The 25,425-nt window shown below is 59.5% G+C and carries 21 protein-coding genes and 2 pseudogenes; 5 read left to right on the top strand and 18 right to left on the bottom strand.

The genetic code is table 11. The features are described from left to right. Positions 1–440 (top strand): annotated as a pseudogene (locus tag NW838_RS06410) (hypothetical protein); the annotation flags it as partial. Between the two features lie 13 nt (positions 441–453). Here NW838_RS06410 and NW838_RS06405 read toward each other — a convergent pair. From NW838_RS06405 to NW838_RS06390, 4 genes are all read right to left on the bottom strand, one after another. Further along, positions 454–1,680, bottom strand: a complete 1,227-nt coding sequence (locus tag NW838_RS06405; RefSeq protein WP_414355574.1) for a DUF3326 domain-containing protein — start codon at positions 1,678–1,680, stop codon at positions 454–456. A gap of 86 nt (positions 1,681–1,766) precedes the next feature. Further along, complete coding sequence (gene hemG / locus NW838_RS06400) at positions 1,767–3,323, bottom strand: protoporphyrinogen oxidase (protein WP_414427723.1); 1,557 nt, start codon at positions 3,321–3,323, stop codon at positions 1,767–1,769. A gap of 77 nt (positions 3,324–3,400) precedes the next feature. After that, the gene (locus tag NW838_RS06395; protein WP_414355576.1) at positions 3,401–4,789 is read right to left on the bottom strand and encodes a homoserine dehydrogenase; all 1,389 of its coding nucleotides are present in this window, start codon (positions 4,787–4,789) and stop codon (positions 3,401–3,403) included. 204 nt (positions 4,790–4,993) lie between these two features. Then, positions 4,994–5,824: a GvpL/GvpF family gas vesicle protein gene (locus NW838_RS06390; RefSeq protein WP_414427722.1), complete on the bottom strand. Its 831-nt coding sequence runs from the start codon at positions 5,822–5,824 to the stop codon at positions 4,994–4,996. Positions 5,825–6,060: 236 nt separating this feature from the next. Here NW838_RS06390 and NW838_RS06385 point away from each other — a divergent pair, with 236 nt between their 5' ends. Beyond that, positions 6,061–6,678, top strand: coding sequence for a DUF3318 domain-containing protein (locus NW838_RS06385; RefSeq protein ID WP_414427721.1), 618 nt, complete (start codon positions 6,061–6,063; stop codon positions 6,676–6,678). Here the strand turns inward: NW838_RS06385 and surE are convergent. Continuing rightward, on the bottom strand, positions 6,610–7,392 hold the full coding sequence (surE, locus tag NW838_RS06380) for a 5'/3'-nucleotidase SurE (protein WP_414330243.1): 783 nt from the start codon (positions 7,390–7,392) through the stop codon (positions 6,610–6,612). The two genes, NW838_RS06385 and surE, sit on opposite strands and share 69 nt — an antisense overlap. A gap of 174 nt (positions 7,393–7,566) precedes the next feature. On the opposite strand from surE, the gene gap reads away from it, so the two are divergent. Further along, positions 7,567–8,583 carry a type I glyceraldehyde-3-phosphate dehydrogenase gene (gap, locus tag NW838_RS06375; protein WP_414427720.1) on the top strand — a complete coding sequence of 339 codons (1,017 nt, stop codon included), beginning with the start codon at positions 7,567–7,569 and terminating at the stop codon, positions 8,581–8,583. 59 nt (positions 8,584–8,642) lie between these two features. Here gap and NW838_RS06370 read toward each other — a convergent pair whose 3' ends face one another. The 3 genes from NW838_RS06370 to NW838_RS06360 all read right to left on the bottom strand — a co-directional run bounded on the left by NW838_RS06370 (position 8,643) and on the right by NW838_RS06360 (position 10,940). Beyond that, positions 8,643–9,929, bottom strand: coding sequence for an AmpG family muropeptide MFS transporter (locus tag NW838_RS06370; RefSeq protein WP_414427719.1), 1,287 nt, complete (start codon positions 9,927–9,929; stop codon positions 8,643–8,645). A gap of 190 nt (positions 9,930–10,119) precedes the next feature. Continuing rightward, a complete protein-coding gene (locus NW838_RS06365) occupies positions 10,120–10,377 on the bottom strand; it encodes a DUF3146 family protein (protein WP_414334803.1) in 258 nt (85 codons plus the stop codon). A 221-nt stretch (positions 10,378–10,598) separates the two neighbouring features. Further along, positions 10,599–10,940, bottom strand: coding sequence for a DUF3155 domain-containing protein (locus tag NW838_RS06360; RefSeq protein ID WP_414355581.1), 342 nt, complete (start codon positions 10,938–10,940; stop codon positions 10,599–10,601). A gap of 829 nt (positions 10,941–11,769) precedes the next feature. Between NW838_RS06360 and NW838_RS06355 the strand changes: the two genes are divergently transcribed. Then, entirely contained in the window at positions 11,770–12,261 is a 492-nt protein-coding gene (locus NW838_RS06355) for a DUF4168 domain-containing protein (RefSeq protein ID WP_414427718.1), read from the top strand. Here NW838_RS06355 and NW838_RS06350 read toward each other — a convergent pair. After that, the gene (locus NW838_RS06350; RefSeq protein WP_414427717.1) at positions 12,251–14,029 is read right to left on the bottom strand and encodes a response regulator; all 1,779 of its coding nucleotides are present in this window, start codon (positions 14,027–14,029) and stop codon (positions 12,251–12,253) included. The genes NW838_RS06355 and NW838_RS06350 overlap by 11 nt on opposite strands. 226 nt (positions 14,030–14,255) lie before the next feature. Here NW838_RS06350 and NW838_RS06345 point away from each other — a divergent pair, with 226 nt between their 5' ends. Further along, positions 14,256–15,662, top strand: coding sequence for an NAD(P)/FAD-dependent oxidoreductase (locus tag NW838_RS06345; protein ID WP_414427716.1), 1,407 nt, complete (start codon positions 14,256–14,258; stop codon positions 15,660–15,662). Here the strand turns inward: NW838_RS06345 and lpxB are convergent. From lpxB to NW838_RS06300, 9 genes and pseudogenes are all read right to left on the bottom strand, one after another. Beyond that, the gene (lpxB, locus tag NW838_RS06340) at positions 15,659–16,897 is read right to left on the bottom strand and encodes a lipid-A-disaccharide synthase (RefSeq protein ID WP_414408639.1); all 1,239 of its coding nucleotides are present in this window, start codon (positions 16,895–16,897) and stop codon (positions 15,659–15,661) included. The two genes, NW838_RS06345 and lpxB, sit on opposite strands and share 4 nt — an antisense overlap. Further along, the gene (gene lpxA / locus NW838_RS06335) at positions 16,894–17,880 is read right to left on the bottom strand and encodes an acyl-ACP--UDP-N-acetylglucosamine O-acyltransferase (RefSeq protein WP_414355587.1); all 987 of its coding nucleotides are present in this window, start codon (positions 17,878–17,880) and stop codon (positions 16,894–16,896) included. The genes lpxB and lpxA overlap by 4 nt, the downstream gene beginning before the upstream one ends. Before the next feature lie 259 nt (positions 17,881–18,139). After that, positions 18,140–18,640: a 3-hydroxyacyl-ACP dehydratase FabZ gene (fabZ, locus tag NW838_RS06330; protein WP_414355588.1), complete on the bottom strand. Its 501-nt coding sequence runs from the start codon at positions 18,638–18,640 to the stop codon at positions 18,140–18,142. 182 nt (positions 18,641–18,822) lie between these two features. Further along, positions 18,823–19,704, bottom strand: coding sequence for a UDP-3-O-acyl-N-acetylglucosamine deacetylase (gene lpxC, locus NW838_RS06325; protein WP_414355597.1), 882 nt, complete (start codon positions 19,702–19,704; stop codon positions 18,823–18,825). Between the two features lie 14 nt (positions 19,705–19,718). After that, positions 19,719–20,300 carry a hypothetical protein gene (locus NW838_RS06320; RefSeq protein WP_414355589.1) on the bottom strand — a complete coding sequence of 194 codons (582 nt, stop codon included), beginning with the start codon at positions 20,298–20,300 and terminating at the stop codon, positions 19,719–19,721. A 235-nt stretch (positions 20,301–20,535) separates the two neighbouring features. Beyond that, positions 20,536–21,543, bottom strand: a pseudogene (locus NW838_RS06315) (RRXRR domain-containing protein). A 190-nt stretch (positions 21,544–21,733) separates the two neighbouring features. Then, positions 21,734–22,816 carry an electron transfer flavoprotein subunit alpha/FixB family protein gene (locus NW838_RS06310; RefSeq protein ID WP_414427715.1) on the bottom strand — a complete coding sequence of 361 codons (1,083 nt, stop codon included), beginning with the start codon at positions 22,814–22,816 and terminating at the stop codon, positions 21,734–21,736. 221 nt (positions 22,817–23,037) lie between these two features. Next, complete coding sequence (locus NW838_RS06305; RefSeq protein ID WP_414331223.1) at positions 23,038–23,862, bottom strand: electron transfer flavoprotein subunit beta/FixA family protein; 825 nt, start codon at positions 23,860–23,862, stop codon at positions 23,038–23,040. A 479-nt stretch (positions 23,863–24,341) separates the two neighbouring features. After that, positions 24,342–25,425: ABC transporter substrate-binding protein (locus NW838_RS06300; protein WP_414355591.1), on the bottom strand; the 1,084-nt coding region annotated here is incomplete at its 5' end.

Below are 25,425 nucleotides of genomic sequence, written 5' to 3'. Positions count from 1 at the left end.
CCCAACTGGGGCAACTGCACCATCTGGAAAACCTCATCCTGCAAAACAACCGCCTCAGCAGCACCCTTCCCGGCCAACTGGGCCAGATGAGCTCTCTCAAGGGCCTGTTTTTGGATCGCAATCAGCTCTCTGGGCCTATCCCCCCTCAACTGGGGCAACTGCACCATCTGGAAAACCTCTACTTGTCGGACAATCGCCTCAGCGGATCCCTGCCCCCCGAACTGGCCCAACTGAGTCAGTTGCGGGATCTGCGCTTGGCACGTAACCAGTTCACGGGAGAATTGCCGACCTTTTTGGCAGAACTGCCCCGACTGGAGCGGCTGCACATCGAGGGAAACCCCGGCCTCTGCTTGCCGGCCGCCCTGTCGGAGTGGTTTGCCGGCCTAAACCCGGCGGATCCCCTGCCGGCTCCCATCTGCTCATGGACTCCGTCCCGCTAACGCGACCGGTAGCCTACTGGGACTCCGTCCCGCTATCGCGAAAGGACTCTGTCCCACTATTGTGCTCTGCACCGCTGTCACGAACGCAACAGCGTCGCGTAGCAATAACGGCGCAAGTGTGGGATCCCAGCTTGTCCCGGGTGGAGGAGGAGAGCCGTAGCGACGACCAGGCCACTCCTGCTCGGTGGGCCACCACCACTCCAACCGCCTCCAGATAGGAGGTTACCGACACATGAGGGATCCCCAACTGGCGGGGGTGCACCTGCATCACGGTGGTGTTTTCCTCGACGGCAATGAAAAGCGGAGGACGGGCAAGGACTCCGTCCGTTCGCGTCAGCGGCGGAGCATTGTGGTGGGGTTGCGACAGCATTGCGGAGCCATAACGGCTGGCCAGGTGCAGCAAGCCAGGCCCCCCAAAGGCAGTGGCCGGGGCGATGACGCTGTCCACCTGCTCTGCTGTCAGGTCACCCGGTTGGACGGGATCCCCGCTCTTGACAAATTGGGGAGCATAGCTGAGGCCCACCAAAACCGAAGGCAGGAAGGTAAACCCCACCTCTTCTGCGGCAGCGCGGGGGTGAACCGGCTTGGGGAAAGTCTCAGGGTAGAAAGCGGGGGCGTGGGCACAAGGGATCCGCAACTCCCGCACCACCAGGTGGCTGATCAGGGCTTCGACGCCGGCCAAGGGATCCACCCCCATTCCTTGCTCGTATTGGCTGAAGTCCAAGTCATCCGGAAAGCGGGCCACCACGGCAATGGCCTCTGCCCCCAGGCGAACCAGCTCCTGGGCAGTCTCCAAGAGAGCATCGGGCCGGGCTAGGGATCCCTGGCTGGCCCCGGAGGGGGAGAAGCTGACGGAAACGCCCAAGGGTTGGCGGGTCAAGCGCCAGGGGCCGATGTTGAGCCCCAAGGTGGCCTGAGCGGCTTGCATCACCTGCAGGTGGCGTTGTTGCAGATCGGGGGGGATCCCGGCATCCAGCACCACCCCAACACAGTTTTGGCGCACTGGCCGCAAATTCCACACCCCCGCACAGAACTGATCCAGGCCGTACCCTTCCACATACAACACATTCCCCATCGGCCAAAACAAACTGGCTCCGTTTAACACGTTGGGATGGGTGATGACCCGCTCTGCGGCTGCTGCCAGAGTGCGGGCAATGGGCAAGGCATCCCCGGCAAAGCCGCCAATGCGGGCACCAATGCCGGTGGGGATGAGCAGGAGGCTGGTGTAGGGGTGGCTCATAGTGCTCCGCACCACTGTCGTGAAAGTGCTCCGCACCACCATCGTGTTCGCGAAAGCGTCGCGTAGCGATAAAGTGCCCTGCACCGCTAACGCCGGACAGACAGGATCTGCTGGGCTAGGGCCTCGGCCCGCCGCACACAATCTCCCAAGGCCACGCCATCCAGGTAGTTGGCGCACACCCACACCCCTGGGGTTTGGTCGGCCAGGCTGGCCTGCAATTGGGCAATCCGCTGCCGGTGGCCAAGCGTATATTGCGGGATAGCCTGGGGCCACAGGCGCTCTCCCAGGCGGATGGGTTCGACAGGGCGGGTGAGCAGGATCTGGCTGAGTTCTGCATGCACAATTTGGGCCCGCTCGTCAGGGGAGAGCGCCGTAATGGGCGGGATCCCTTTCTGACAGGCAAAAGCCGCGTCGGTGGCCCCCCCAATGAAGCTGACCAGGCAGTGATAGCCCTGAGGAGCCCGCTCTGGAAAGAGGGAGGAGGCCCAGATGGTGCCCAGGGTGCGCAGGCCCTGAGAGCGAGGGATCAGATGGCCAAACCCTCGCAGCGGCTGGGGAAGGGCTTCTTCTGGATAGGCCAAAGCCACCACCGCCACAGGGGGGTAGGGAATTTCGGCCAGCAGCCGACTGGCTTGGGGGTTGAGATCCTGCAGGAGGGTGGCAGCGGCGTAGGCAGGGAGGGTGAGCACCACCTGTTGAGCCACCACCCAGTGGATTTCTTCTGGGGCGTTGTGCTCCGCGCCGCTGTGGTGTATGGCAAAGCCCACCCGGTAGCCGGTTTCATCCCGCTTGAGATGCACAGCCCGCCAGCCCAGCCGCAGCGCACTGCCCAGTTTCTGGGCAATCGCCTCAGGTAGCTGCTGCAACCCCTGCCGCAGGTTACCCAGTTGGCCCCGCTTGGGAGGAGGCTGGATGGGGGAGTTGGCGCTGTCCTGGTGACGGGTTCGCGGGAGCGTCGCGTAGCGATAACGGCTGCGCAAAGCCTGCACAGCACCGGCAAAGAGGCTGCCGTAGCGTTCTTCCAAGCCGGCAATGCGGGGGAAGGCTGCCAAGGCGCTGAGCTGATCCGGATCCCCGGCATACACCCCTGAGGTAAAAGGTTCGACCAGCCGTTCCACCACCTCGGATCCCAGTTGCCGCCGGAAGAATTGCCGCACCGTTTCCTCTTTGCCCGGCGGTGGCGCGACAAACCCCAACAACCCACGTAAGGCCCGCAACTTGCCGCCCACGCTCAACAGCCGCGAGCCAATGGCTGCAGAAGGGCTCAGGGGCACCGGCAGCAGCGCTTTCTCCCAGTAAACGTAGCGGGGCAGCTTGGCATCGGCCAGCACCAGGTGCTCCGCCAAGCCCACCTCGGCAATGAGGTTAAGCAGGGCGGGGACGGGGGTAAAGCTGTTGGGGCCCTCTTCCCAGCGATAGCTGTCTTTGGATTGGGTGGAGATACAGCCCCCCACGCGGGAGCTGGCCTCGGCCAGGAGCAGCGGCTGGGTGGATTCATCCTTGGGGGATAAGCCCTGTTGTAATCGCAAGGCCAACGTTAGGCCGCTGATGCCCGCCCCCACCACCACCACCTCAGCCTGCAAGGACTGCGTCCTACCAAAGTGCTCCGCACCGCTATCGCGAACGCGAACAGAAGGGTTCATCTTTTGGGTTCCAACGGGTTTTCCGATCCTCTAAGGGTCAAACAAATGTGCTCTGCGCCGCTCGCGGGTCTACGCAGCTAGCGCAGCACCCGAAATAGGCTGGGGATCCCGGCCACCTGGGGCAGTTGTTGGATCTCGGCCAGCGCCTGTCGGCAATCGGCCTCGCGGACGGTGTGGGTGAGGATGACGATCTCCGCCTGCTCTTGGTGACATTCCTTTTGGGTAATGCTCTCCAGGCTAACCCGGTGGCGGCCAAAGCAGGTGCCAATCGCCCCCATCACCCCCGGCTGATCCTGGGCCAATACCCGCACGTAAAACTCCGACTCCAATTCCGAGAGAGGGATCAAAGAGGCGGCAGCAGGAAAGCAGGGGAATCCCCACAGCGGATTGGGGGTATGAGCCCCCGTTTGCCGGTGGGCAATCAGGGTCAGCAGATCGCCGACAACGGCGCTGGCAGTCGGCCCCCGCCCCGCCCCCGGCCCCGACAGCACCACCTGACCCAAGGGATCCCCCTGCACCAAAACGGCATTGTCCACGCCGTTGATGTTGGCCAAGGGGTGGGTAGAGGGCAGAAGGGTGGGGTGAACTCGGATGTCCAAGGCCATCGTGTTGCTCCGCAACGCTGTCGCGACCGCCCCTTCCCCGTCATCCAAGGGCTCCGCCCCGCTAGCGCGAACAGGATGGGCCCTTGCTGCTCCGCAATGCTGACGCAACTGGGCGATGGCCAAGAGCTTGAAGGTGTAGCCCCACTCGCGGGCATAGCGAATGTCGGTGGGGCTGATGCCGCGGATCCCTTCGCAGGGGATGGCTTCCCGCTTCACAGACACCCCGAAAGCAAGGCTGGCCAAAATGGCGATCTTGTCGGCGGCATCCCAACCTTCCACATCGGCGCTGGGATCCGCTTCGGCGTAGCCGTGGGCCTGGGCCAGGGCCAGGGCTTCCTCAAATGAGCTGGCCGCCTGGGTCATCTGGCTGAGGATGAAGTTGGTGGTGCCGTTCACAATGCCCCAGACCGCCTGGATGTGGCTGGCCTGCAGGGACTGTTGCAAGGGCTGCAGAATCGGGATCCCGCCCCCGACTGCCGCTTCCAAGAGCACCGAGACTTTGGCTTGGGCTGCCGCCTGAAAGATCTCCTCCCCGTGGCGGGCGATCACCGCTTTGTTGGCTGTGATCACCGGTTTGCCGTGGTCAAGGGCTTTTAAGATCAAGGTGCGGGCCGGCTCCAAGCCCCCCATCAGCTCGATGACCACGTCGATTTCCGGATCCGACACGATTTGCTCCAGATTGGTGGTCAGGCGCTCAGGCGGGATCCGCACTTGCCGTGGCTTGTCCAAAGAGCGCACCCCCACCGCCGCAATCTCAACCGACTGCAAGAGAGGATGCCGGGGTTGCTGCAGAATTTGCACAACACCCGTGCCAACCGTGCCCAGCCCCAATAGCCCAACTCGTTCGCGGTAGCGGCGCATAGCGCTTTAGACCACAACTCTTCCTTTTGCCTGCTGTTCCCGTTAGCGGGACGGAGTCCTTTGCCCTGTGAGGGCTCCGCCTCGCCAATGCAAACAGGAAGCGGACGGGATCCCCTCACCATTATCACGCTTGGATCCACGCTCTGCTAACGCGACCATGATCCGCATGCAGAGCACTTTGTTCGCGCTAGCGGGACGGCGTCCTTAGTTGGGATCTATACACTTGTCCGCCAGAGAATCCCGTAAGGCACGGACAAAGTGATAAGGGGGCAAAGGGGCGCTCCAATCCAGTTGCCAATGGGGGTGCTGAGCCAGCCAGGTTTGGGTGAGCTGAAGGGCGGCTTCCCACTCGGCAGGAGTGAGCAAAAAGTAGAGCCGCAAGGCCTCTCCCGGTTGGGGATCCACCCTTTGCACAGGCCAGGTGGAAGGCCAAAGCTGCTGTAGGGCTTGCTGCTCCTGCTCTTGCTGCTCTTGGGCTTGTCGTTGCTGGAGATAAGCTTGCTTGCGGGCCAAAAGATAGGCTGTTCCGCTCAGGGAGGACTGTGGCTCCGGTTGGGGCTGAGGTCGAACCCTTCCTTTGAGACAATACTCGGCCCGCCCCCCAATGGCTGCCAGGGCTTGTTCGTATTCCGCTTGCCGGGACAGCAGGTGGGATCCCAGCTTTTCTGCTGAGAGGAAGCAGGTGCCGAAGCGCAGGGGCAGCACCGGCATCTGGGCGAACAGTCGGCAGATCACCTGGTCGTGGCGCAGGGCAGAGCGCACCAACACCTCATCCGAGACTTGCAGCGACTCTGGATCCTGCATCGGCTCCACAGCAGCGGCAATTCGGCTGCCTGTCGGGGAGAACACCTGCACCGACCGATGGATCCCCTCGGTTTGCCGGATGAAGGGCAAAAGCTCTGGCGCTGGCTGCAGGAAGAAGGCGTACGTGTAAAGGGGGCTAAAGGATTCCGTCCCGCTACCGCGAACGGCACTCTGCTCATTCCCGTCAGCAGTACGGAGCACTTGGGGTTCTGGCTGAGCTGGGAAAGTCATGGCCTCAGATTTGAGACAGATAGGCTCGCCTTCCCAGTCTACGCAACCTAGGATTGGGATCTTTGAAACCTACAGGGTTCCACCTATAGAGTTCCACGGCCAGAGTTCCACGGCCAGCCTGGAGATGCGATAGACTAACCTCGCATTGGTTCTACACAGGGCTGTGGTGTCGGGGGCCGGAACAGCGCCCGTGTTCAGGCGGGCTCCCCGCCTCAATGCCCCTAACAGGTGAGGCCATGAACAGCCGCCCAGATTTCAAATCCTTTGAAAAAGAAGAAACCGAACGGCTGCGAGATCTACTCCCCGCTTCCTTCCGACCCTTGATCAGCGTCGTTCCCCACTTCGGGGGTGAAGCCCTGCTCATCTCCCGCCGCAAAGCCCCTTGGCAGCCCCAGGGCACCATCGCCATCGATTTTCGCCGTTGGCAAGGGATCCCTCAGCCACAGCGGGATCTGTTGTTTCTGCGGGAGGTGGGCTGGCTGGGCAACCGCAACTGGCTGCAGCCGGGGTTTTACCAGTCGCTGGCCTTGTTCGGGGGCATCACCACCGTGGCGGAGCTCTCTTTGCAGCACCCCTTTTCCGCTCTGTTGGCAGGTGGCATTACGGCTCTCTCCGTCCGGCAGATCTGGCAAAACCTGAACCGGGAGAGCGCCCATTTCGACGCCGATGAATTTGCCCTGCGCCGTGCTCAGTTTCGCGGCTACACCCGACAGGAGGCCGCTCAACACCTGGCAGATGCCATAGAACAGGTTCTGAAGCTGGATCCCACCGATATCCTGACGGCGCTACGGCTGCAACGGCTGAGAACCATTGCCCGCAACCTGGCTTCTACCCCCCCCAGCGGAAACGCCTGAGGCCAGTTGCACTTGGGTGATGGCCACCCGACCGGAGAAGCAGATGTCGGTATCGGTTTGGGGATCCCGAGCGCGCTCCGCATAGCGGCCCTGATAGCGAAACCACAGCGACTCTGCCCCATTTCCCTCGGCTTCCACCGCATAATCGAGCGGCAGGGGTTGGGTGCAGAGGGGACAATAGACCCGCTCCGGCAGAGGGGATCCGGCGGGCAAGTGGGGCAGGTTCACATTCCAAAACGCCCCCCTGGGCAGGGGTTGTTCCATCAGCTCCGCCAAGATTTCCCGCGTCCACCGCTGGGCCTGCTCCCAGTCGATGGGTTGGCCCCCTGCTCGGTATTGGGAAATGGCAATTCCCGGGATCCCCCGCATCGCCGCTTCCCGTACCGCCGCCACCGTTCCCGACAGGTACACATCCGATCCGAGGTTTCCCCCTTCGTTGATACCGGAAAGCACCCAATCCACCGCTGGGGCCAGCTTGAATAGGGCCACCCGCACACAGTCGGCAGGGGATCCCTCGACGGCAAAGGTGCGCTCGCCGCGGGCCAAGGCCCGAAAAGGTCGCCCCGTTGTCACCTGGTGGCTGCAGCCGGAAATCGGTTGGTGGGGGGCCACAATCCAACAGTGTTCTTCCGGGATGAGGGCGCTGAGGGCCAACTTGAGATTGGCCAGCCCGGCAGCCTCGATGCCGTCATCGTTGGTCAGCAATACCTTCATTCCTACTTTTCCCTTCTGCCGGCAACTTCTTGGGTGAGTCCCAGTGGCAAATCTGGAGATCTTGGGTGCAAAAGCGATGTGGATCCCGTTCTTCTTCTACCCTATCCATAGGGGGTAGCGTCTCCCATGCCGCGTCCCTCGACCCACGGTATGAACTGACACTGGAGGATTGCGATGACCACACGGGTAGCCATTAACGGATTTGGTCGCATTGGGCGGGCCTTCCTGCGGGTGCTGCTGTCTCAGCCAGCTCCAGAGCTGGAGGTGGTGGCAGTCAATGACCTGACCGAACCCGACAACTTGGCCTACCTGCTCCAGTTCGACTCGGCCTATGGGCGCCTTCCCCAAACCGTGAGCGCGGTGGACGGGCATCTGCAAATCGGCAACCACCTGAAAGTCCGGGTTTTGGCAGAGCGGGATCCGGCGCAACTGCCCTGGAAAGATCTAGGGGTTGACCTGGTGGTGGAATCAACCGGCTTGTTCACCAAACGAGAGGGGGCGGCCAAACACCTGGAAGCCGGGGCCAAAAAGGTGATCATCTCTGCTCCCGCCAAAGGCCCCGACTTGACGGTGGTGATGGGGGTCAACGACGACCAATACGACCCGGAGCGGCATCACATCGTCTCCAATGCTTCCTGCACCACCAATTGCTTGGCGCCGCTGGCTAAGGTCTTGTTGGATCGCTTCGGCATCGAGACCGGCTTTCTCACCACTTGCCATGCCTATACCGCCACCCAGGCGATTGTGGATCGCCCGGATCCCAAAGATTACCGGCGGGGCCGCTCGGCAGCGGTGTCGATTGTGCCTTCCACCACTGGGGCTGCCACGGCAGTGGCCGAGGTTTTGCCCGCCCTGAGAGGAAAGATGGATGGCCTGGCGTTGCGGGTACCCACCCTGACGGGCTCGATCGTGGACTTTGTGGTGCGTACCGAGCAGCCCATCACCAGAGAAGCCGTCAACCAAGCCTTTGTCGAGGCTGCAGAAGGCCCGATGCGCGGCATCCTGGCCATTGCTCCACCGGAGATCGTCTCGGCGGATATCGTCGGGGATCCCCACTCTTCCATTGTGGATTTGGGATCCACCCTGACCTTAGGGGATCGCACGGTGAAGGTGCTCTCCTGGTATGACAACGAGTACGGCTATGCGGCGCGGCTGGTGGATCTGGCGGCCAAAATCGGGGCTGCGCTGTAGGCGGCCATCCTTGTTGCGTTCAAGGCAAGGCTATTAGAACCGGATTTGCGGTGGGGCAGTTACGGTTCAGATGCGGTTGTGGCCGGGGTTGCAGGCGATGAAGGGGGGCCGAGCCACAGCAGGATCACCATTGCCGGAGCGGCTGTCATCGCCGTGATCAGATAAAACAAAGGCCAATTGACCGCAGCCGCCAAATAGCCTGACACAGCCCCGGCCAAGGTTCCCCCCACGGCAAACACACTGGTGAGCAAAGCATACTGAGTGGCACTAAATTGCCGGTCGCAGAGGCTCATCAAAAAAGCCAGAAAAGCAGCCGTGCCCATGCCCCCGGCCATGTTGTCGAAAATGGTTGCCCCCACCAGCAGCGGATAGTTTTGCCCCACCAACCCAATCGCTCCCAGGCCCAAATTGCCGATCCCTTGCAATGCCGCGAAGATGAACAGGCAGCGGTAGGTGCCGATGCGGCTGACCCACTCCCCCCCCACAAAAGCCCCCGCCAAGGTGGCCAACAAGCCTATCCAACTGCGGATAATGCCCAGATCGCTGGTGCTAAATCCCGTCTGCAACAAAAATGTAGGGGTCATTTGCCCTGCCAAGCTGTCCGGCAACTTGAAGCAGACCACAAACAGCAGGATTGCCCAGGCCAGGCGATGCCGCCAGAAAGATTGAAATGGCTCGAGGATAGCCGCCCGCAAAGAGGTAGGCTTGAGGGCGCTGTTTTCCGGCTCGGGAGCCAAAAACGAGGTGACCACCCCGATTGACATCAGCAGTGCCATGATCCCGTACACCTGCCACCAGGGCAAATAGTCCGCCAAGATCAAGCTCACGCCACTGCTGACCAACAGCGCGATGCGGTAGCCAAATACGAAAATGGCTACCCCTGCCCCCATCTCCCGCTCTGCCAAGATATCGGTACGGTAGGCATCCACCGCGATGTCCTGAGAGGCGCTCAAAAAAGCCACCAGCAACCCCACCAGAAAGATCGGGCGGGTGAAAACTGTGATGCCCGGCCAAGTCTGGGACAGCTCTTCCCATCCCAAGGCTTCCAGCCAGGTTTGGGTCGGATCCTGAAAACCCAGTAGCCCTATGCTGAGCAGCAACAGCACTTGGGTCAGGGCCATCCACCCCCGCCGCCGACTGCCCCGCAGGGATCCCGGTGCCGGCAACAGAAATCGATCCAGAACAGGCGACCACAGGAACTTGAAGGAGTAGGGCAAATTGAGCAGGTTAAACAAGCCGATGGCAATGGTGGTCAAGCCCGCTTGGGTCAGCCAAGCATTCAAGGTGGTGTTGATCAACAGCAGCGGCAAACCCGAAGAAAATCCCAACAGCAGCAGGACGCCCATCTTGGAGCTGCCGTAGACCCCCAACATCCGCCTCAAGACGCTTGTCCCTGCCTCAATCATGACCAGCCTTCCCCACCATCCTGTCCATTCTCAGGGATCCCTGTATTCCCAGTCACCCTAACAGGTGCCTTCCAATGCTCAGCCCCGGTCTTCGGTGCTGGGCAAAAGCTCTGTGCAGCTTGAGAGGAGTTCACAAGCTGCTGCGAATCACAAACGAATAGTTGCTGCCCGGTTCCAGCAGATAGTCCGATTTTTCCAGAAAACGGCTCAAGGGCTCGCAAATCAAAGCCCGCCCCACAGAGGGTTCCACCTTGAGCTCCCCGGCCCGAAAGCACCAGCAAAAGCGCCAAACCCAACCGTTGGCGTTGACTTCCCCCTCAATGGCCCCCTCTTGCCAAGAGCGGCGGGTAATTTGGACATGGGCAGTGGTTTGAGGCAGTCGGCTCATCCGGCATCTCCCGACGAGATCCCTTGTAGGGTAGCGCGTGGTGCCCTTGCTGCCGCCAGCAGGTCGAGTATGGCGAGTGAGGCAGCAGGAGCTCAACCCGTGGGGAGGGATCCCGTACACAGGGTCAGTTCTTTCGATCTTCTGAGAGCGGCTGCAACAAACCCCCCAGGGTAGGGGGGCTGTTTCCTGAGCTCCTGCTAATAGGAAAAGCTGGTCAGAGGCTAGCGAGCGGCAGTTGCAAGAACCTTCGAGGATTTTTTCTCCGGCTTCTCAGCCGCAACCTCCGCTAGCAAAGCTCGCAGGCTGGGAAAAAGGAAGTGGTTTTCCTCGACATATTGCGCGCCGAACAACCCCTTCTCCGCCCAAAAAAACCGATCAACGGTATGCTCATTTCGCCGCACCAAAATCAGCGCGGGGGGCTGAATAGACTTTTCCTGAATATACTTTCGAGCAGCGGTTACAGACTTCTCTTCACCACTGTCCAGATTAAATTGAGGAATGTGATCTAAAATTTTGCGCCCTTCCAGACGACGGCGACTCTTACGCTTTCTTCTCCTAACCAATGTAAGCCTCCTGTAGAAGGATGACCGAACAACCGCAACCGCAAAGAATATATCAGCGCTGCTTAAGAAAAGCAATAACTTTTACCCATTTTTGTTATCATCTTTTACAAAGGCAATAAAGACAGCAGTCGCCCTCAAAGCCCTTGAAGGGTTACTTATGGACGCGCCCAAAAAAATCTAATCGGGAACCTTTCTCCGAACAAAAAATCCTCCAACAATCGCCTGCAAAGAGAGCTGGCGATTGGGCGTTTGCTAGGTTGACTGCTGATATTGATAGGGGATCCACGGGCTCTGACACCTGCGAAGAAAGTCAGATGCCGATGTGGGAGATCCGCATCAAATCTGGCCCCTAGCCTAACATTAACAAAAACGATACTCAACAGAACATATACCTAAGCTCAGCTTCAAGACAACCCCCTTTGGGCTGAAGTGCTAAGTCAATTGCCAATGCTGCAAGTCTGGAGCTGCTCAACCGAGGAGAGAAAGGGGCACTCCGGTGCCGGGCTACCGTTGAACAGCGCATGTAAGACTGTACAACCAACTTCTTGTTTCTACAAGAGATCCACTGCAGATCCCCAGCATGTCCACACAGCCCTTTCGCGAGTTCATCCTGGGAGCCCTGGAGTGAGGAGTTCTGGTACCGTAGGGATTGGATAGATCCCGCGCCAGGTGACCGGCAAGCTGGAATGGGCTTGATGGGCTGCCAGGACTGCGCTGAACCGATTAGACGGAATTCAGGCATCTTGCTAGCCTTACTTCAGGCTTGGCTGCGCCTCAAGGACTTAAGTCTATTTGGGTTTATCTTGTCTGGGTCTAGGGAGTTTTGGGCATGATGAAATTTGGATTGCTGATGGGTCTGGGACTCAGCCTGGGATCCCTGCCGGTTTGGGCACAGGGAGCAACCCCGCTGCCTAGCCCTGCTGCCACTGCTTCTCCAACTTCGGGGGAGGCTCCGGCCACAGCAACTCCTAGCCCTCTGGCATCTCCGACTCTAACCCCAGAGCAAGTCACCGATGCCCAGGTGGAACAGTTGGTGCGGATTTTGTTGGAGTTGGATCCCCTGATTCGGGAAGCCAGCGCCCAACTGCGGGAAACCCAGAACGAGGAAGAGTACGAGCAAATTATGCGGCGCACAGAAACCCAAGCCAGCCGCATTGTTGAAGAGCAAGGGCTGACGGTGCTTCAATACCGCGAATTGATGACCTTGGCCAACGAAAATCCCGTCCTCAACCAGCGGGTTCGGGCCCGCTTGCAAGAAGTTTTGCAGGAAGGGGAAGCTTCCAACTCTCCAAAGCCGGCCACCCCGACGCCTACACCCTAGGCTGAGCTGGCTTGCCTTGGCCAAAGGCAGGGAGAACCTGAGGCAGCCGCAAAGTAAAACAGGTGCGATTGGCCTCGCTGTTGAGGTGAATGCTTCCTTGCAACAGGCTTACCCGCTGCTGCACGAGGGCCAACCCCAACCCTGTCCCCCCTTGCCGCCAGGGATCCACGCTGGGCACCCGATAGAACTTCTCGAATACCCGCTTTTGTTCTTCTGGAGGAATGGTTACGCCGGTGTTGAGGACTTGGATTTCCAGGTGGTCGGGATGGTACATGGCCTGAAGGCTGATCAGGTGCTCAGCAGGGGTGAATTTACATGCATTTTTCAGCAATTCCGCCAGCACCGACTTTAGCACTCCCGGCAGAGTAAAAATGGCAGGCAGTTCTGGAGGGATCCCAAGGCTGAAGCGCTGATGGTGACTATGGGCCTCCTGAGCAAAGGGCTCTGCGATCTGGGGCAACCACTCTTTCAGCTCCAACCAGCAGGGCTGCTGTGAACCGTTCGCGTTAGCGGGACGGAGTCCCTTGAGCACCTCTAACTGCTGCAGTTCCAGCAGATCCTCGACCAGTTTGATCTCCCGCTCGCATTCGTTGTCCAACACCTTCAAGTACTGAGAGATCTTGGCCGGATCCGGGGATCGGGCAGCGCCCTGAGCAGGCAGCAGAACGGCGCTGAGCAGGCGGATGGCCATTTTCATGTTGGAAAGAGGAGTGCGCAGCTCGTGGGACACCGTGCTAAGGAAGTCATTTTTTAGGCAATCCAGCCGCTGCAATTCCTGTACCTGGCGCTCCAGTTGGGCGGTGCGGGCCTGTACCTTTTCTTCCAGGGTGCGGTTCAGCTCCTGAACCTGTTGGAACAATTCCGCCTGCTGAATGGCAATGGAGAGGTGATCGGCCAAGGCCAAGATCAGATCCTGATTGGTGGCCAACCAACCGGGACGTGCCGTTTTCAGTTGCAGGCACAGGCTGCCCCAAAGGGTGGGGTGGGTCGGGCCAGATTCGGGGTTTTCGCCACCGTAGAGCGGTACCAGCAGCCAACTGCCAGGATAGGCTTTGGCCATGGCAGAGATGTAGACCCAGTCTTTGGCTTGGTCGGCTGCCTCCAGCAACATCACTTTCCCCTGCTTCAGTTGCTGGGCAATGGGGCTTTCGGAATCGGGAATGAGACAGCCCAGGTAGCCATCCTGTTGAGTGCTGTACTCGGAGACAATGCGCCAATGCTGTTGCTGAGGCTGATAGATGCTGATGCTTACCCGATCCGCCTCTAGCAGATGGCCTATCTCGCGGGTGACGGCAGCAAGGATTTGATCCAACTGCAAAGAAGTGGGAATGGCTCGGACGATGCGGTTCAGGGCTTGCTCGCGGGCCGCCTGTTGGCGTAGGTTCAACAAGTTCTGGCGGGCCTTGAGCAGGTGTCGGATGCGCTGACGCATCACCGGCCAGTGAATGGGCTTGGTAATGTAGTCGCTGGCTCCGGCAGCAAAGGCTTTGTCTACGGAAGCTTGATCCTCGAGCGAGGTGATCATCAAGCAGGGTAGATCCGCATCCAGAGCCTGCAAGCGTTGGCAACACTCGAACCCATCCATGCCGGGCATGAGGGCATCCAGCAGGGCAATTTGAGGCTGAGTTTGACTGAAGAGCAGCAGGGCTTGGTCGCCGTCTTCGGCCTCTGCCACTCGATAGCCTTCATGAACCAACAGGTGGGTCAAGTACCCGCGTATGAATGGGTCGTCATCGGCCAGCAGCACCGTCGGCGAAGCATTTGGCAACGGATATCCAGAACTGGGGATAGGTGGAGATTGCACAAAATTCACTCCACAGAGTTGGCCGTTCGCGACAGCGGTGCAGAGCACTAAGGCTTTTTTGCACGCAAAAGGGATCCCTGACCCCTCTCCAGCCTAGTCTATCGCGACAGCGGTGCGGAGCACTTTAAAACCCCAAAGCGTGAGGGGATCCCTTGGACAGACCTATTTCCGTCAGGATCGGCGAGGTGGTGTGAGGAGTTGCCGTAACGGTTTTGGAAGCGGATCCGGTTCAGGTGGGGGGCTATCCTGCACTGTAACCTACCAAGGCTATCGCTTTGATATCGGTGGGCACCGCTTTTTCTCCAAGTCGGCGGAAATTGAGGCCCTGTGGACGGAAATTTTGGGCTCGGAAATGCAGGTTTGTCGGCGGCTTTCCCGCATTTTTTATCGAGGTGTTTTCTTTGATTATCCGATTCGACCTGCGGATGTCTTTGCCAAACTGGGGCCAGGGTTTACCAGTCTCTGTCTGCTCAGCTACCTAAAGGCGCGCCTCTTTCCCAGGCTCAATCCCGTATCTTTTGAAGATTGGGTCATCAACCAGTTTGGGGAACGGCTGTACCGCACTTTTTTTAAGACCTACACCGAGAAGGTGTGGGGGATCCCCTGTCATGAGATCAGCGCCGACTGGGCAGCCCAGCGGATCAAGGGTCTGTCGATGGCTTCTTTGATCCGTAAAACCTTTTTCCCCAACCGAGAGGGGGTGATCAAAACCCTGATCGATCGCTTTCGCTATCCTCGCCTAGGGCCAGGCCAGATGTGGGAGCGCGTTCAAACCTTGCTGGCAGAAGCCGGGCAGCCGGTACAACTGGATCGCAAGGTTACGGCAATCCACTGGAACCGGGCCGGAGTTCAAGCTGTACAAGCCTGTTCTCAAGGGGGAGAGACCTTTTGGGTGACCGGCGAGCAGTTCATTTCCACCATGCCGCTGCGCTCTCTGGTGCGGGCTTTGGTACCTGCAGCACCGGAGCCGGTGCGAGAGGCTGCCGAACAACTGCGGTATCGGGATTTTTTGACGGTGGCTTTGCTGGTGGATGAGCCCAACCTATTTCCAGATCACTGGATCTACATTCACGATCCCTCGGTGCGGGTGGGGCGTATCCAAAACTTCAAGAATTGGAGCGCGGACATGGTTCCGGATCCCTCGGTCACCTGCTTGGGTTTGGAGTATTTTTGCTCAGCGACGGATCCCTTTTGGGGACAAACCGATGGGGATTTGATGGCCTTGGCAACGCTGGAATTGCAGCGGTTGGGCCTGCTGGGGAAGGCAAAGGTTTTGGGCGGCACAGTCATTCGCGCCCCGAAAGCCTACCCGGTTTACAATCACGGCTATCAAGCTCACATCCAGACCATTCGAACCTTTTTGGAAGAAGCACTGCCCAATTTGCAGGTGGCAGGCCGCAACGGCATGCACCGCTACAATAACCAGGATCACGCCATGATGACGGGCCTTTTGGCCGCTCGCAACATTGTGGCGGGGGAACGGCGCTACGATGGGTGGCGGGTCAACCAAGATGCTGAGTATCTGGAAGAGGAGGATTCGACAGCGGCCTTGGCGGGAGGACGGGCCGTGCCCCAGGTGCTGGGTCGCCGGAGTTAGCGGCGGAAGGGATCCTGCTTCGATCCAGCTTCGCCATCCAACACCTCTAGGATGGCCTTGGCAGCGCGAGCCAGAACGCCGGGTTCTCCTAGGGCTGCCCGCATCGCGGCGTAGTCGGCCTGCAGTTGGGCTTTGCGTTCGGGCCGAGTTAGCAACTCCAGCGCCAGTTGGGCAATCTTCTCTGGCTGGGCCTGCTCCTGCAGCAACTCCGGGACAATGGGGCGCATCTGCACCAGGTTGGGCGGAGACATGAAGGGCACCGACACCCTCAGCCAATGGCGGGCGATCCAGAAGGTGAGGGGGTTAAGGCGATAGATCACCACCTGGGGGATCCCTAAGATGGCCGTTTCCAAGTTCACCGTGCCGGACTTGGCCAACACCAAATCAGCCGCTGCCAAGGCGAGGTGATGGGCTTTGTGGGGGGAGAAGAAGGGCAGAGCTTGGGGATCCAAAAGGGTGAGGTTTAACCCAAGACGGTGGGCAGCCCGCGCGATTGGGGCAGCAAAACGGGGCGAGGCCAAGGGCACCCAAAACTGCACTTGGGGCAGGTGAGCTTGCAGCAACTGGGCCGCCTTGAGCAGGACAGGCAGAACCGAGCGCAGCTCTTGCCGCCGCGAAGCCGGCACCACCACCACCACCGTGGCTTCGGCAGGGATCCCCAACTGGGCTCTGGCGGCAGCACGGCTGGGCACAGCGGCCAAAATATCCAACAGGGGATGGCCCACATACTGGACATGGGCTCCTGCCGCCGCGTAGTAGCGGGCTTCCTCAGGGAAAATTGCCAACATCAGCCGCATCTGCTGGGCCAGTTGGTAGGTGAGGCGGGCGTCCTGCGACCACACCCACTCTTGGGGGGCAATGTAATAGACAGCAGGGATCTGCCGCCGTTGCAGCAGACGGGCAATGCGGCTGTTGACGCCGATGTAGTCCACCAGCACAGCCACATCTGGCGGGTCTTGGGCCAAAAAGCGGCGAATCTTCCATTCCGTCCAGAGGGCGGGGCCGATAAAGGGAAGAGCCTCTAAAATGCCAACGGAGCTGATCTCGGTAGTGCGGTGCAATAAACGGGCCCCGGCAGCAGCCATGCGCTCCCCTCCCACGGCGGTGATGCGCAGTTGAGGGCGCTGGCGCAGCAATTCTTCAATCAGATGGCCGGCCTGCAGATCCCCTGAGACCTCGCCCGTGCAGATGAACAGGTGGCTCACCAGAGCTACACTCCCGACCGCAGTTCTCAATCATCCAGCTCTGAAGTGCTCCGCATCGCTGTCGATAAGGAATCTTCCCCTCTCCCGCGTAGGGCCGGCAGAGGGCCTCGTCGTTGCGGCTGCGAGAGGGAGTCTTCCAAAAATTGCAGCAGATGTTGCAGGGATCCCGTCTCGTCCACCCACTCTTTCCCCTGCAGAGAAAGGATGTGGCGCTCTCCCTCCGCACCGCCGCTACGAACAACACACAGGCTGCTGCGCAGCGTTTGCAGCGCTTTTTCCAAAGGCAACCCTGAGCGGTACAAAAATCGGTAGACCTGCCGCAGCAAGGGCAGGGATCCCTCCATCCCTTTGGCTCGCCGCAACCCCACCAAATTCAGACCGCGAATGCGGGCTGGATGTCCTTCCACCAACATGTAGGGGGGAACGTCGCGGTCAACCCGGCTCATCGCCCCCACCATGGCCAAGCGCCCGATGCGGGTGAACTGGTGGATCCCGACCATGCCGCCGATGCGGGCTTGAGACTCGATGTGGATGTGGCCGGCCAAAGAGACAGCATTGGTAATCACCACCTGATTTTCGATGACGCAGTTGTGGGCGACATGGGTGTAGGCCATCAGCAGGTTGTGATCTCCGATCAGGGTGGCTTCCCCTTCATTGGTGGCCCGGTTGATGGTGACAAACTCGCGGATGCGATTGCCTCTGCCGATTACCACTTGAGAGGGGGCGCCGCTGTACTTCAGATCCTGAGGCTCGGTGCCCACAACTGCTCCCGGAAAAATGTGGTTGTCCTCGCCGATTTCCGTCCAGCCATCGATCACCACATGGGCTCCCACCACCGTATGGGCAGCGATACGAACATGCTCGCCGATCACCGCATACGGGCCAACCTGCACCGTCTCGTGTAGCTCAGCTTTCGGATGGATCACCGCGGTGGGATGAATCCGCTCGCGTGAGCGGTGCGGCGCACTTGCAGAGGCGTTGGGAGTGGATCCCGCTGAAGCGAACGAACTCATTTCCAACCTAGCCAGCAACTGTGGTTACGCTCCCAACCCCGCGAAGGATCACCAAGGCTTGACTCCGGGGGAGATCAACCTTAGAGCTACGCTCCGCCATCGTGACCAATAGGCTGCCACCCCAACGCAGCAATATGTCTACCGTATCCCGACAGAAAGGCGCAAGCAGTCCCCGAGCCATCTCCCTATGCCAACACTTTATCTCAATTGGTGAGAAGACCCACAGCAGAGCGCCTCTCGGATGGCCGCTGTTTGTCCCTCAATCCACCAGGGAAAACATCAGTTCCCCCTCGGTCACCAGTTGCCCTCCCACCTGAGCGCGGCAGAACATCTTGCCAATGCGCCTCTGGCGAATGGTGAGCAAGTCGGCAGAGAGCAGCAGTTGATCCCCCGGCAGCACCGGGCGGCGAAAGCGAACACCATCGATCCCGGCAAACAGGGCCAAGCGCCCGGCCACGTCCGGCAACTTGGTCAACACGATCCCCCCTACCTGGGCCATAGCCTCGACGATCAGGACGCCGGGCATGATGGGTCGGTTGGGGAAATGCCCCTGAAAAAAGGGCTCGTTGAAGGTGACGTTTTTCAGGCCCACTGCCCGTTGCCCCGGTTGATACTCCACAACCCGATCCACCAGCAAAAAAGGATAGCGATGGGGCAAGATCTCCAAAATCTGCTCCGTTGTGAAGACAGGGGGAGCAGTTGCCAATTGAGCGGCTGCCTCAGCCGAGAGAAGGGGAGGAGGGGAGACATCAGAGGCCATGGTGAACCCGTGGAGACAGAAGACAAAACTGAAACCCCGGATGGGGAGGAAGCAGGCCAGAACTCAGCCAAAAGAGCACCCAGGGATCTACGGAGAAGAGATCAAGAGATTCCAATAGAGCGGATCCCCTTGAAGAAAAGTGCTCGGCACCGCTGTCGCACCTGAGGATGGCAGGGTTGTGGCTACGCAACCGGATCTCTTTCTCCCCCTTGCTCTTCATGGATCAGCAGGGATCCACTCTTGAGCAACTGCTCGGCCAAACGGTGGTGCAGGGCATGGCCCGCCTTGTAGGCCACAATGTGCCCCTGCAGTCGGCAGCCCAGGAGGCTGAGATCTCCTAGTAAATCTATCAGCTTATGGCGCACCGGCTCATCTGGGTAGCGCAATGGCCCCAACCACTCGGTTTGGCTACAGACAATGGCATTTTCCAGGCTGCCCCCCTGGATTAGCCCCCGTTCCCGGGCCAGCTCCACATCCTGCTGGCGGGCGAAGGTGCGGGCCGGCGCAATGGACTGGACAAAATCCGGCCTGTTCTCCCTCCAGCTCAGCCACTGTTCTCCAATCGGGCAATCGGCAAAATCGATGCCATAGGTAAAGCGGGCTGTAGGATGGGGGAGGGCGCTGACAAAGGCTTCCCCCGCCCAGACAGTGACCGGTTCTTGGATCACCCCCAGCAGGGCTGGCTGATCTTGGGCCTGGATCCCGACCTGGGCAATGGCCTCTACAAAGGGCAGGGCAGAGCCATCCAGAATCGGCAGCTCTGGCCCCTCCACCTCGATGCGGCAGTTGTCAATGCCCAGGATGTAAAGGGCGGCCAGCAGGTGTTCCACCGTCTGCACTTGAACAGAGGGGGATCCCTGCTGCAGCAGGGTGCAGAGATGGGCAGGGGCCAGGGATCCCAACTGGGCCGGGATCTCAGGGGATCCCGGTCGATCCACCCGCACAAACACCCGACCGCTGCCGACAGGAGCTGGATGCAGGCTGCAGCGAATCGGCAGGCCGGTGTGCAGGCCAACGCCTTCCAGAGAAATAGAGCTGGCTAGGGTGTGTTGCCGGCCTCTCATCATGCTCCGCACCGCTAGTGCAAACGCTCTTGGCCCCGGTCGAAAACGCGGTAATACAGCTCCCGATAGCCCACGCGCAGGTTACTGCCGGCATCTGCCAACTTGGCTTTGTGACTGCGGGTGCCGTAGGCGCTGAACACCTCGTAGGTATCTCCCTCAAAGAAAAAGGAAGAGACATCGGACACCTCTTCGCCCCCCAGCAACTGCCAGCGCCCCTGGCGAAACTGCAGCCGGTAGTGGGCTCTATCCAAGCTGCCGGAAGGACGGTCGATCATGGCGTCGATGCTGCCCTCGTAGAAGGGCTCTGCACCACCATCGTGAACCGACACCTCCACAGCGATATCTCGGTAACGGCAGTTGGGCCGGTTGCACAGGCGAATTGAGCGCATGGCCTCGGCAATGGCTTCCAGCCGCTGCCGCGCTACGGTCAGGGAAAGGTGCTCTATACCCCCATCGCGAGCGAGCTGGGGCGACACCTGAGCCGCCTCTGCCACTGTGGAGGGCAACGAATGGGCAGCCAACGCCGGGGATCCCCAGCAGCATCCCACCAACACCAGACAGATCAAGCTCAGCCAACAACGGTATGCGGATCCCATGAACACAATCTATGACCAAGAAAACTGGGTTGCAAGCCCTGCCCTAGGGCCTACGGCCCGCTGACGCGACTAGGGCGGCTTTGTGCTATGGCGCAGTGTCAACAGGAAAAGTATCTGGGAGTTCATCCCAGCAGTTGGGGTCATGGCATCCCCCACCACTCGCAAGAGTGGTGTAGCCCAGGAAGTGGGAATCATCCTGCAACCCGGAAAAGAATCCCTGCCCTTTAGGTCGGCTTTATTTGTTTCTTCTGTAGAACCTCCAAGAACAGAAGCTCAAACACTTTACGTCTTCTTTCCTGGCGCTCTGGGTTAGCCTTTTCCCATCCTCCAACCGATGCAGACTTACTCTTCCAGCAGAACTGCCTCCGACAAAGGTGAGCCCAAACTTGGGGTGGCGCACTAAACTACCCCGCCTCAAACCTAAGCTCAGCATACCCCCGTAGGAAAGTCTTTTCCCTCCTTTGCCCGGTTGCAAACGATGCAGTTGACGACGATGAAACCGCAGAGGAACGACCATAAGCATCTGCTGATTGTCCGGCTGCAGGTGCCCCCCGGTCACGGAGTTGGCTAACACCCACGCATCCACGCAGTGGGCCGCAAACACTTCGGCGGTCTTTTTGTTGGTTTTCTGCAAACCCAAGGCATCCCGCATCTGCTGGGTTTCCCACCCTGAGCGGGTTAGTACCTGTCCCAGATTGGCTAGCTGCCGATAGAACCATTGCTTACCCACCTCTGAGGGAGAGAAAGACACGTCCCAGCGGCGCTTGCCACGGGTCTTCGCCTTAATGTCCTCAACCACAAATACGGATACGGGAAACAACTGGCTTAGCCACCGAGCCAGACGTAGCTTCCACTGCCAGCGAGCCTTGGTGGAAGGGGGCAACCCACCCCTGGCGCGATTAAACCTGGGTTGACGACAGGGCGTTTGGCGATACCGTCGCGCTCGACGCATGATGCGCCGTTGTTCGACATGCTCCTTCACCCAGGTGACCGCGTCCGCTTGGAGGTTCAGGTAGGTCTGTGCGGCGGATTTAACCGACCACCCCTCTTTCTTGCTCCCTGGGTCAATGCCGACGGCTATGGGTTGGGTTTGCCGGTCAGAAGGCTCCACGTTAAGCCGGACTCAAAACACCCCTCTCTTCCAAAAGGGAGTAGCCTTGCCGGTCTTAATCCACCTTCTGGCTCGACTGGGTGTGGTCGGCATGAGCGGGTTTTGGTTGTGGTCTACGACAGGCACAAACATGCGGTAAGTCTCCTACTCGGAGTATGTACGTCCCTTCGCCACTGACCAACGTAGAGGTAGCCAACTAGGGAAGCATTCGCTACGTACTGTGGGCTGCCACGCCCAGTCGGCTCAGTCCCCTTCAATCGCCCTCCATGACTGGGTTGCTTGGGCAGGCTAGTCTTTCCTTGCCCTTGGGGTTTCAGGCTGGCTAGACCTTACTTCCACAAGCCCCCACCTTTAGCTGGGGGTACTTGACCTGCTGGATCTGACGGATCAGTTCGGGTACCACCTGGTAGAGATCCCCGACGATACCGTAGTGGGCAAATTTGAAGATGGGGGCAGAGCTGTCTTTGTTGATGGCGATGATCGTCTGGGATTTGTCCATGCCCACGCGATGCTGGATGGCTCCGGAAATGCCGCAGGCAATGTAGAGCTGAGGTCGGACGGTCTTGCCGGTTTGGCCCACTTGATGGGCGTAGGGGATCCACCCAGAATCCACGGCCTTGCGGGAGGAGCCGACGGCGCTGTTGGGGAAACAAGCGGCCAACTCCTTCAACAGCTCAAATCCCTCTGGGGATCCCAGCCCGTAGCCGCCGGAAACAATTACCTTGGCGCGGGTGAGATCCACCGCCTGGGACAGGTTGCGCACCGTTTCCACAATCTGCAGGCTCAGGTCGCCGGGATCCAAGTTGACCGGCACCGGGATCACTTCCCCCTGGCGGGATCCATCCCAGGGCAGAGGCACCATCACCCCTGGGCGCACCGTGGCCATTTGGGGGTTTTTCCACGGGCCGAGGATGCGGGCCTTGAGAGATTCGCCAAAGCTGGGCCGGATGGCGTAGAGGCAGTCGGGGAAGAGGCCAGACTTGCTCGGATCTTTGCTATTGGTGTACTCGAAGGGGCCGATGTCCAATTCGGTGCAGTCTGCCGTCAGGCCGGTCTCCAGGTGGGCGGCCAAGCGAGGGGCCAGATCTCGCCCGGTGGTGGTGGATCCCAGCAGGATGGTGTGGGGTGGTTGGGGCCAGCTTTTGATCAAGTCCGTGATCACCCGGCGGTAGGGCAAGGTGCGGTATTCGGCCAACTCCGGATGATCGGCAATGAAGACTTGATCTGCCCCGTGGCCGATCAGGATCGAGGGCAAATGGGCAATGTTGTGTCCAAGAACAAGGGCACTCAGGGTGGCTCCCAGCTTATCGGCCAGCCGCCGCCCGGCCCCCAACAACTCTAAGCCGATGGGCTGCAGTTCCCCGTTCACCTGCTCGGCGAAGACCACTATCCGCTTGCGATCCATAAAACTGTGACTCCTAGGTTGAGATCGGGATTGAATCGGGTCGAGGGCAATCTTGGGTGTTGCAATTGCGACGAGGTCAGCAGAGTCTTTCTGAGTTAACTTTTCACTGCCCAAAACCGGGAGCTTTCGCCGGCTAGCCACCCTGGGATCGATAGATGAGACGATGAGGATTGAAAGGTGATGGAGATAAGAATTGGCCAGAGGGATGCAAGGCAGAAGATCTAGGAAGTTGCCGCGTAGCGGAAGAGGTCAACGGCCTGAGTTAGTTGGTTGACCAGTTGGGGGACGGACTGCCCTTGAAAGATCTGACAGTTGCCGCCAATTTCCCCCACTTTTTCGGTGGCAGCCACGATGGTCGGAGATCCCTTGAGACCGCAGCGCTCCGGGTCTGCCCCCACATCGTCCAAGTTGAGGATCTGGATCGCCTCGGCCCGTGCCGCCTCATCCCGCATCAGCCGCTGCACCCGCTGCACACCCCGTAGGGTGGGGTAGGCCAAACGCCGAGCGGAATTGGCCACCGTAATCAAAACCGGCAGGGGCACCATTACGATTTGGGATCCCCCTTCGATGGCCCGCCGCGCCACCAGGATCCCATCCCGAATCTCGAAGGCTTCGCAATAGGTGACCTGAGGGATCCCCAATCGCTCCGCCAGTTGTGGCCCCACCTGGGCCGTATCGCCGTCGGTGGTCTGGAGCCCACAGAAGATCACATCAGGCCGGCCAGCATAGCGAACCGTCTGGGCCAGGGTATACGCTGTGGCTAGGGTATCGGAAGCGGCCAAGCGGCGGTCGGTCATCAAAATACCCCGATCCACCCCGTGGGCAATGGCCTCGTAGAGCACCTCAATGGCCGGGGGTGGCCCCATTGTGATTGCCGTTACCCTTGCCCCATGCTGCCGTTTGGTTTGCAGGGCTGCTTCCAGCGCATAGCGATCGAAGGGGTTCAACATCCGCTTGGCCTTGGCGCGATCGATCGTGCCGTCGCTGTTGATGCCGGCCTTGGCATTTTGATCGGGAACTTGCTTAATCAGAACAAAAGTTTCCAAGGGCCCAAACTTCCTAGCGACCCTCTTCAGATTAAAAGGGATCCCTGAGCACCACAAACTTATTCAGCTTTTTTTCGGGATCGGAAAAGCTATCTCGACTTCAAGCACCCCTAAGCTACTCTTCCCAATACATCTGTTTCTCAGGTTTGATTTCATTGACATGCTCCCCATGCCCAAAGGCAGGGGCCTTACGGCGTTCTTGGGTAACCCTAAACAAAGTTCGAGACACTCCCCTACTGCTCCATGCCGCTTCCGGTCTCCCATCCACCAACGCGAACAGGTCTCCCGTCGGCCTCTTTCGGGAGCAGCCTGGGATCCCTGCCACGAAAAGCTTTGGGGATACTTCGCGGATGAGGGATCCAATAAGGACGCAGACCGCACCTGCAGCCAGAAATAGCCTCCCAGCAAGCAGGATAAGTTGGCCTGCACCGGCAAGCCAATAGACAGAGGCTTCAAAATCGTTGCTGGCCTAACCCAGATTATCCAATCATCCGCTCAGACTTGGGTGGGAGCAGACTTCCATCAAACACTTGCTCTAGAGAGGGCTTAGTGGGCAAGCCAAAGCCATCCACCACCTGAGCAATCGAGGTTTCCATACGAGCAGGCACTACATCCCCCAAACCAATTTGTCGCACCTCATCGGTAACAAACAGGCGCGGCATTGCCAGGGTAAGGCGCAATTTCTCAATTGCCGTATCCAGCACTTGTCCGTCGGCCTTGGCTTTGTCCAGAAGGGCCAACATATTGCCATCGGTATCACGAATAGTGTCTTGCCAACCCTTAACATACGCCCGCAAAAAAGCTTTGAGCTGCTCCGGTTTTTCCTGCAGCAATTGCACACGAGTGATGAGCGCATTGCCGTACAGCTCAAGGCCATAGTCGTTGTAAAGGAAAGCCGTGATGTCCTCCAAGCTGACGCCGCCCCGCACCAGATTGGGCATGGCTGAGGTCATAAAGCCGCTGATGGCATCCACCCGACCTTGGATGAGGAAAGGTTCGCGCAACTGCGGCTCCATAGTTACCCACTCCACCGAGCCCGGATCGATGCCGACTTGCTTGGCAAAGACCGGCCAGAGCCGACGCGGCGCATCCCCTGCCGGTGCTCCTAGCTTCTTGCCCGCCAGTTGGGCCGGCTCCCCAATGCCCTTATCTTTCAAGGTGTAGATGCCAAAGGGAGAGCGATTGAAGTGGACATAGATCGCTACCAAGGGCACGTCCGGATTTTTGGCATTGAACTCGATCATGGAGTAGGGATCCCCTTCCCCCAGGTCGTACTGGCCAGCGGCAATCTTGGTGATGGAATCGGCGGAGCCATAGCCGCGCTCGTAGGTGACCTCCAGCCCCTCTTCGGCGAAGTAGCCCTTCAAGATCGCCGTTACAAGGGGGGTATCCATCGAAGAGGGCAACCAAGAGAGGGTAAACTTCAGGGGCGTCAGTCCCTGGGAAACCAGAAGCGGCCCGCGGCTCTGAGCCCTCGCCTTTAGCCCTCCAACGGCAACCCAAGAGGCAGCCGCAGCAGCAGATTGAAGGAATTGACGACGCGACGATTTCGGGATGGACATA

The sequence above is a fragment of the Synechococcus sp. R55.2 genome (assembly GCF_047462075.1).
Lineage (GTDB): Bacteria > Cyanobacteriota > Cyanobacteriia > Thermostichales > Thermostichaceae > Thermostichus.
The sequence above is the reverse complement of the archived record's forward strand: the minus strand, read 5'-3'. Positions and strand labels throughout refer to the sequence as shown.

What these genes read in the sequence shown, in the direction of transcription:
- NW838_RS06405 (WP_414355574.1), bottom strand. Translation starts at nt 1,680, where the DNA reads ATGAGCCACCCCTACACCAGCCTCCTGCTCATCCCCACCGGCATTGGT.
- hemG (WP_414427723.1), bottom strand. Translation starts at nt 3,323, where the DNA reads ATGAACCCTTCTGTTCGCGTTCGCGATAGCGGTGCGGAGCACTTTGGT.
- NW838_RS06395 (WP_414355576.1), bottom strand. Translation starts at nt 4,789, where the DNA reads ATGCGCCGCTACCGCGAACGAGTTGGGCTATTGGGGCTGGGCACGGTT.
- NW838_RS06390 (WP_414427722.1), bottom strand. Translation starts at nt 5,824, where the DNA reads ATGACTTTCCCAGCTCAGCCAGAACCCCAAGTGCTCCGTACTGCTGAC.
- NW838_RS06385 (WP_414427721.1), top strand. Translation starts at nt 6,061, where the DNA reads ATGAACAGCCGCCCAGATTTCAAATCCTTTGAAAAAGAAGAAACCGAA.
- surE (WP_414330243.1), bottom strand. Translation starts at nt 7,392, where the DNA reads ATGAAGGTATTGCTGACCAACGATGACGGCATCGAGGCTGCCGGGCTG.
- gap (WP_414427720.1), top strand. Translation starts at nt 7,567, where the DNA reads ATGACCACACGGGTAGCCATTAACGGATTTGGTCGCATTGGGCGGGCC.
- NW838_RS06370 (WP_414427719.1), bottom strand. Translation starts at nt 9,929, where the DNA reads ATGGGCGTCCTGCTGCTGTTGGGATTTTCTTCGGGTTTGCCGCTGCTG.
- NW838_RS06365 (WP_414334803.1), bottom strand. Translation starts at nt 10,377, where the DNA reads ATGAGCCGACTGCCTCAAACCACTGCCCATGTCCAAATTACCCGCCGC.
- NW838_RS06355 (WP_414427718.1), top strand. Translation starts at nt 11,770, where the DNA reads ATGATGAAATTTGGATTGCTGATGGGTCTGGGACTCAGCCTGGGATCC.
- lpxA (WP_414355587.1), bottom strand. Translation starts at nt 17,880, where the DNA reads ATGAGTTCGTTCGCTTCAGCGGGATCCACTCCCAACGCCTCTGCAAGT.
- fabZ (WP_414355588.1), bottom strand. Translation starts at nt 18,640, where the DNA reads ATGGCCTCTGATGTCTCCCCTCCTCCCCTTCTCTCGGCTGAGGCAGCC.
- lpxC (WP_414355597.1), bottom strand. Translation starts at nt 19,704, where the DNA reads ATGAGAGGCCGGCAACACACCCTAGCCAGCTCTATTTCTCTGGAAGGC.
- NW838_RS06320 (WP_414355589.1), bottom strand. Translation starts at nt 20,300, where the DNA reads ATGGGATCCGCATACCGTTGTTGGCTGAGCTTGATCTGTCTGGTGTTG.
- NW838_RS06310 (WP_414427715.1), bottom strand. Translation starts at nt 22,816, where the DNA reads ATGGATCGCAAGCGGATAGTGGTCTTCGCCGAGCAGGTGAACGGGGAA.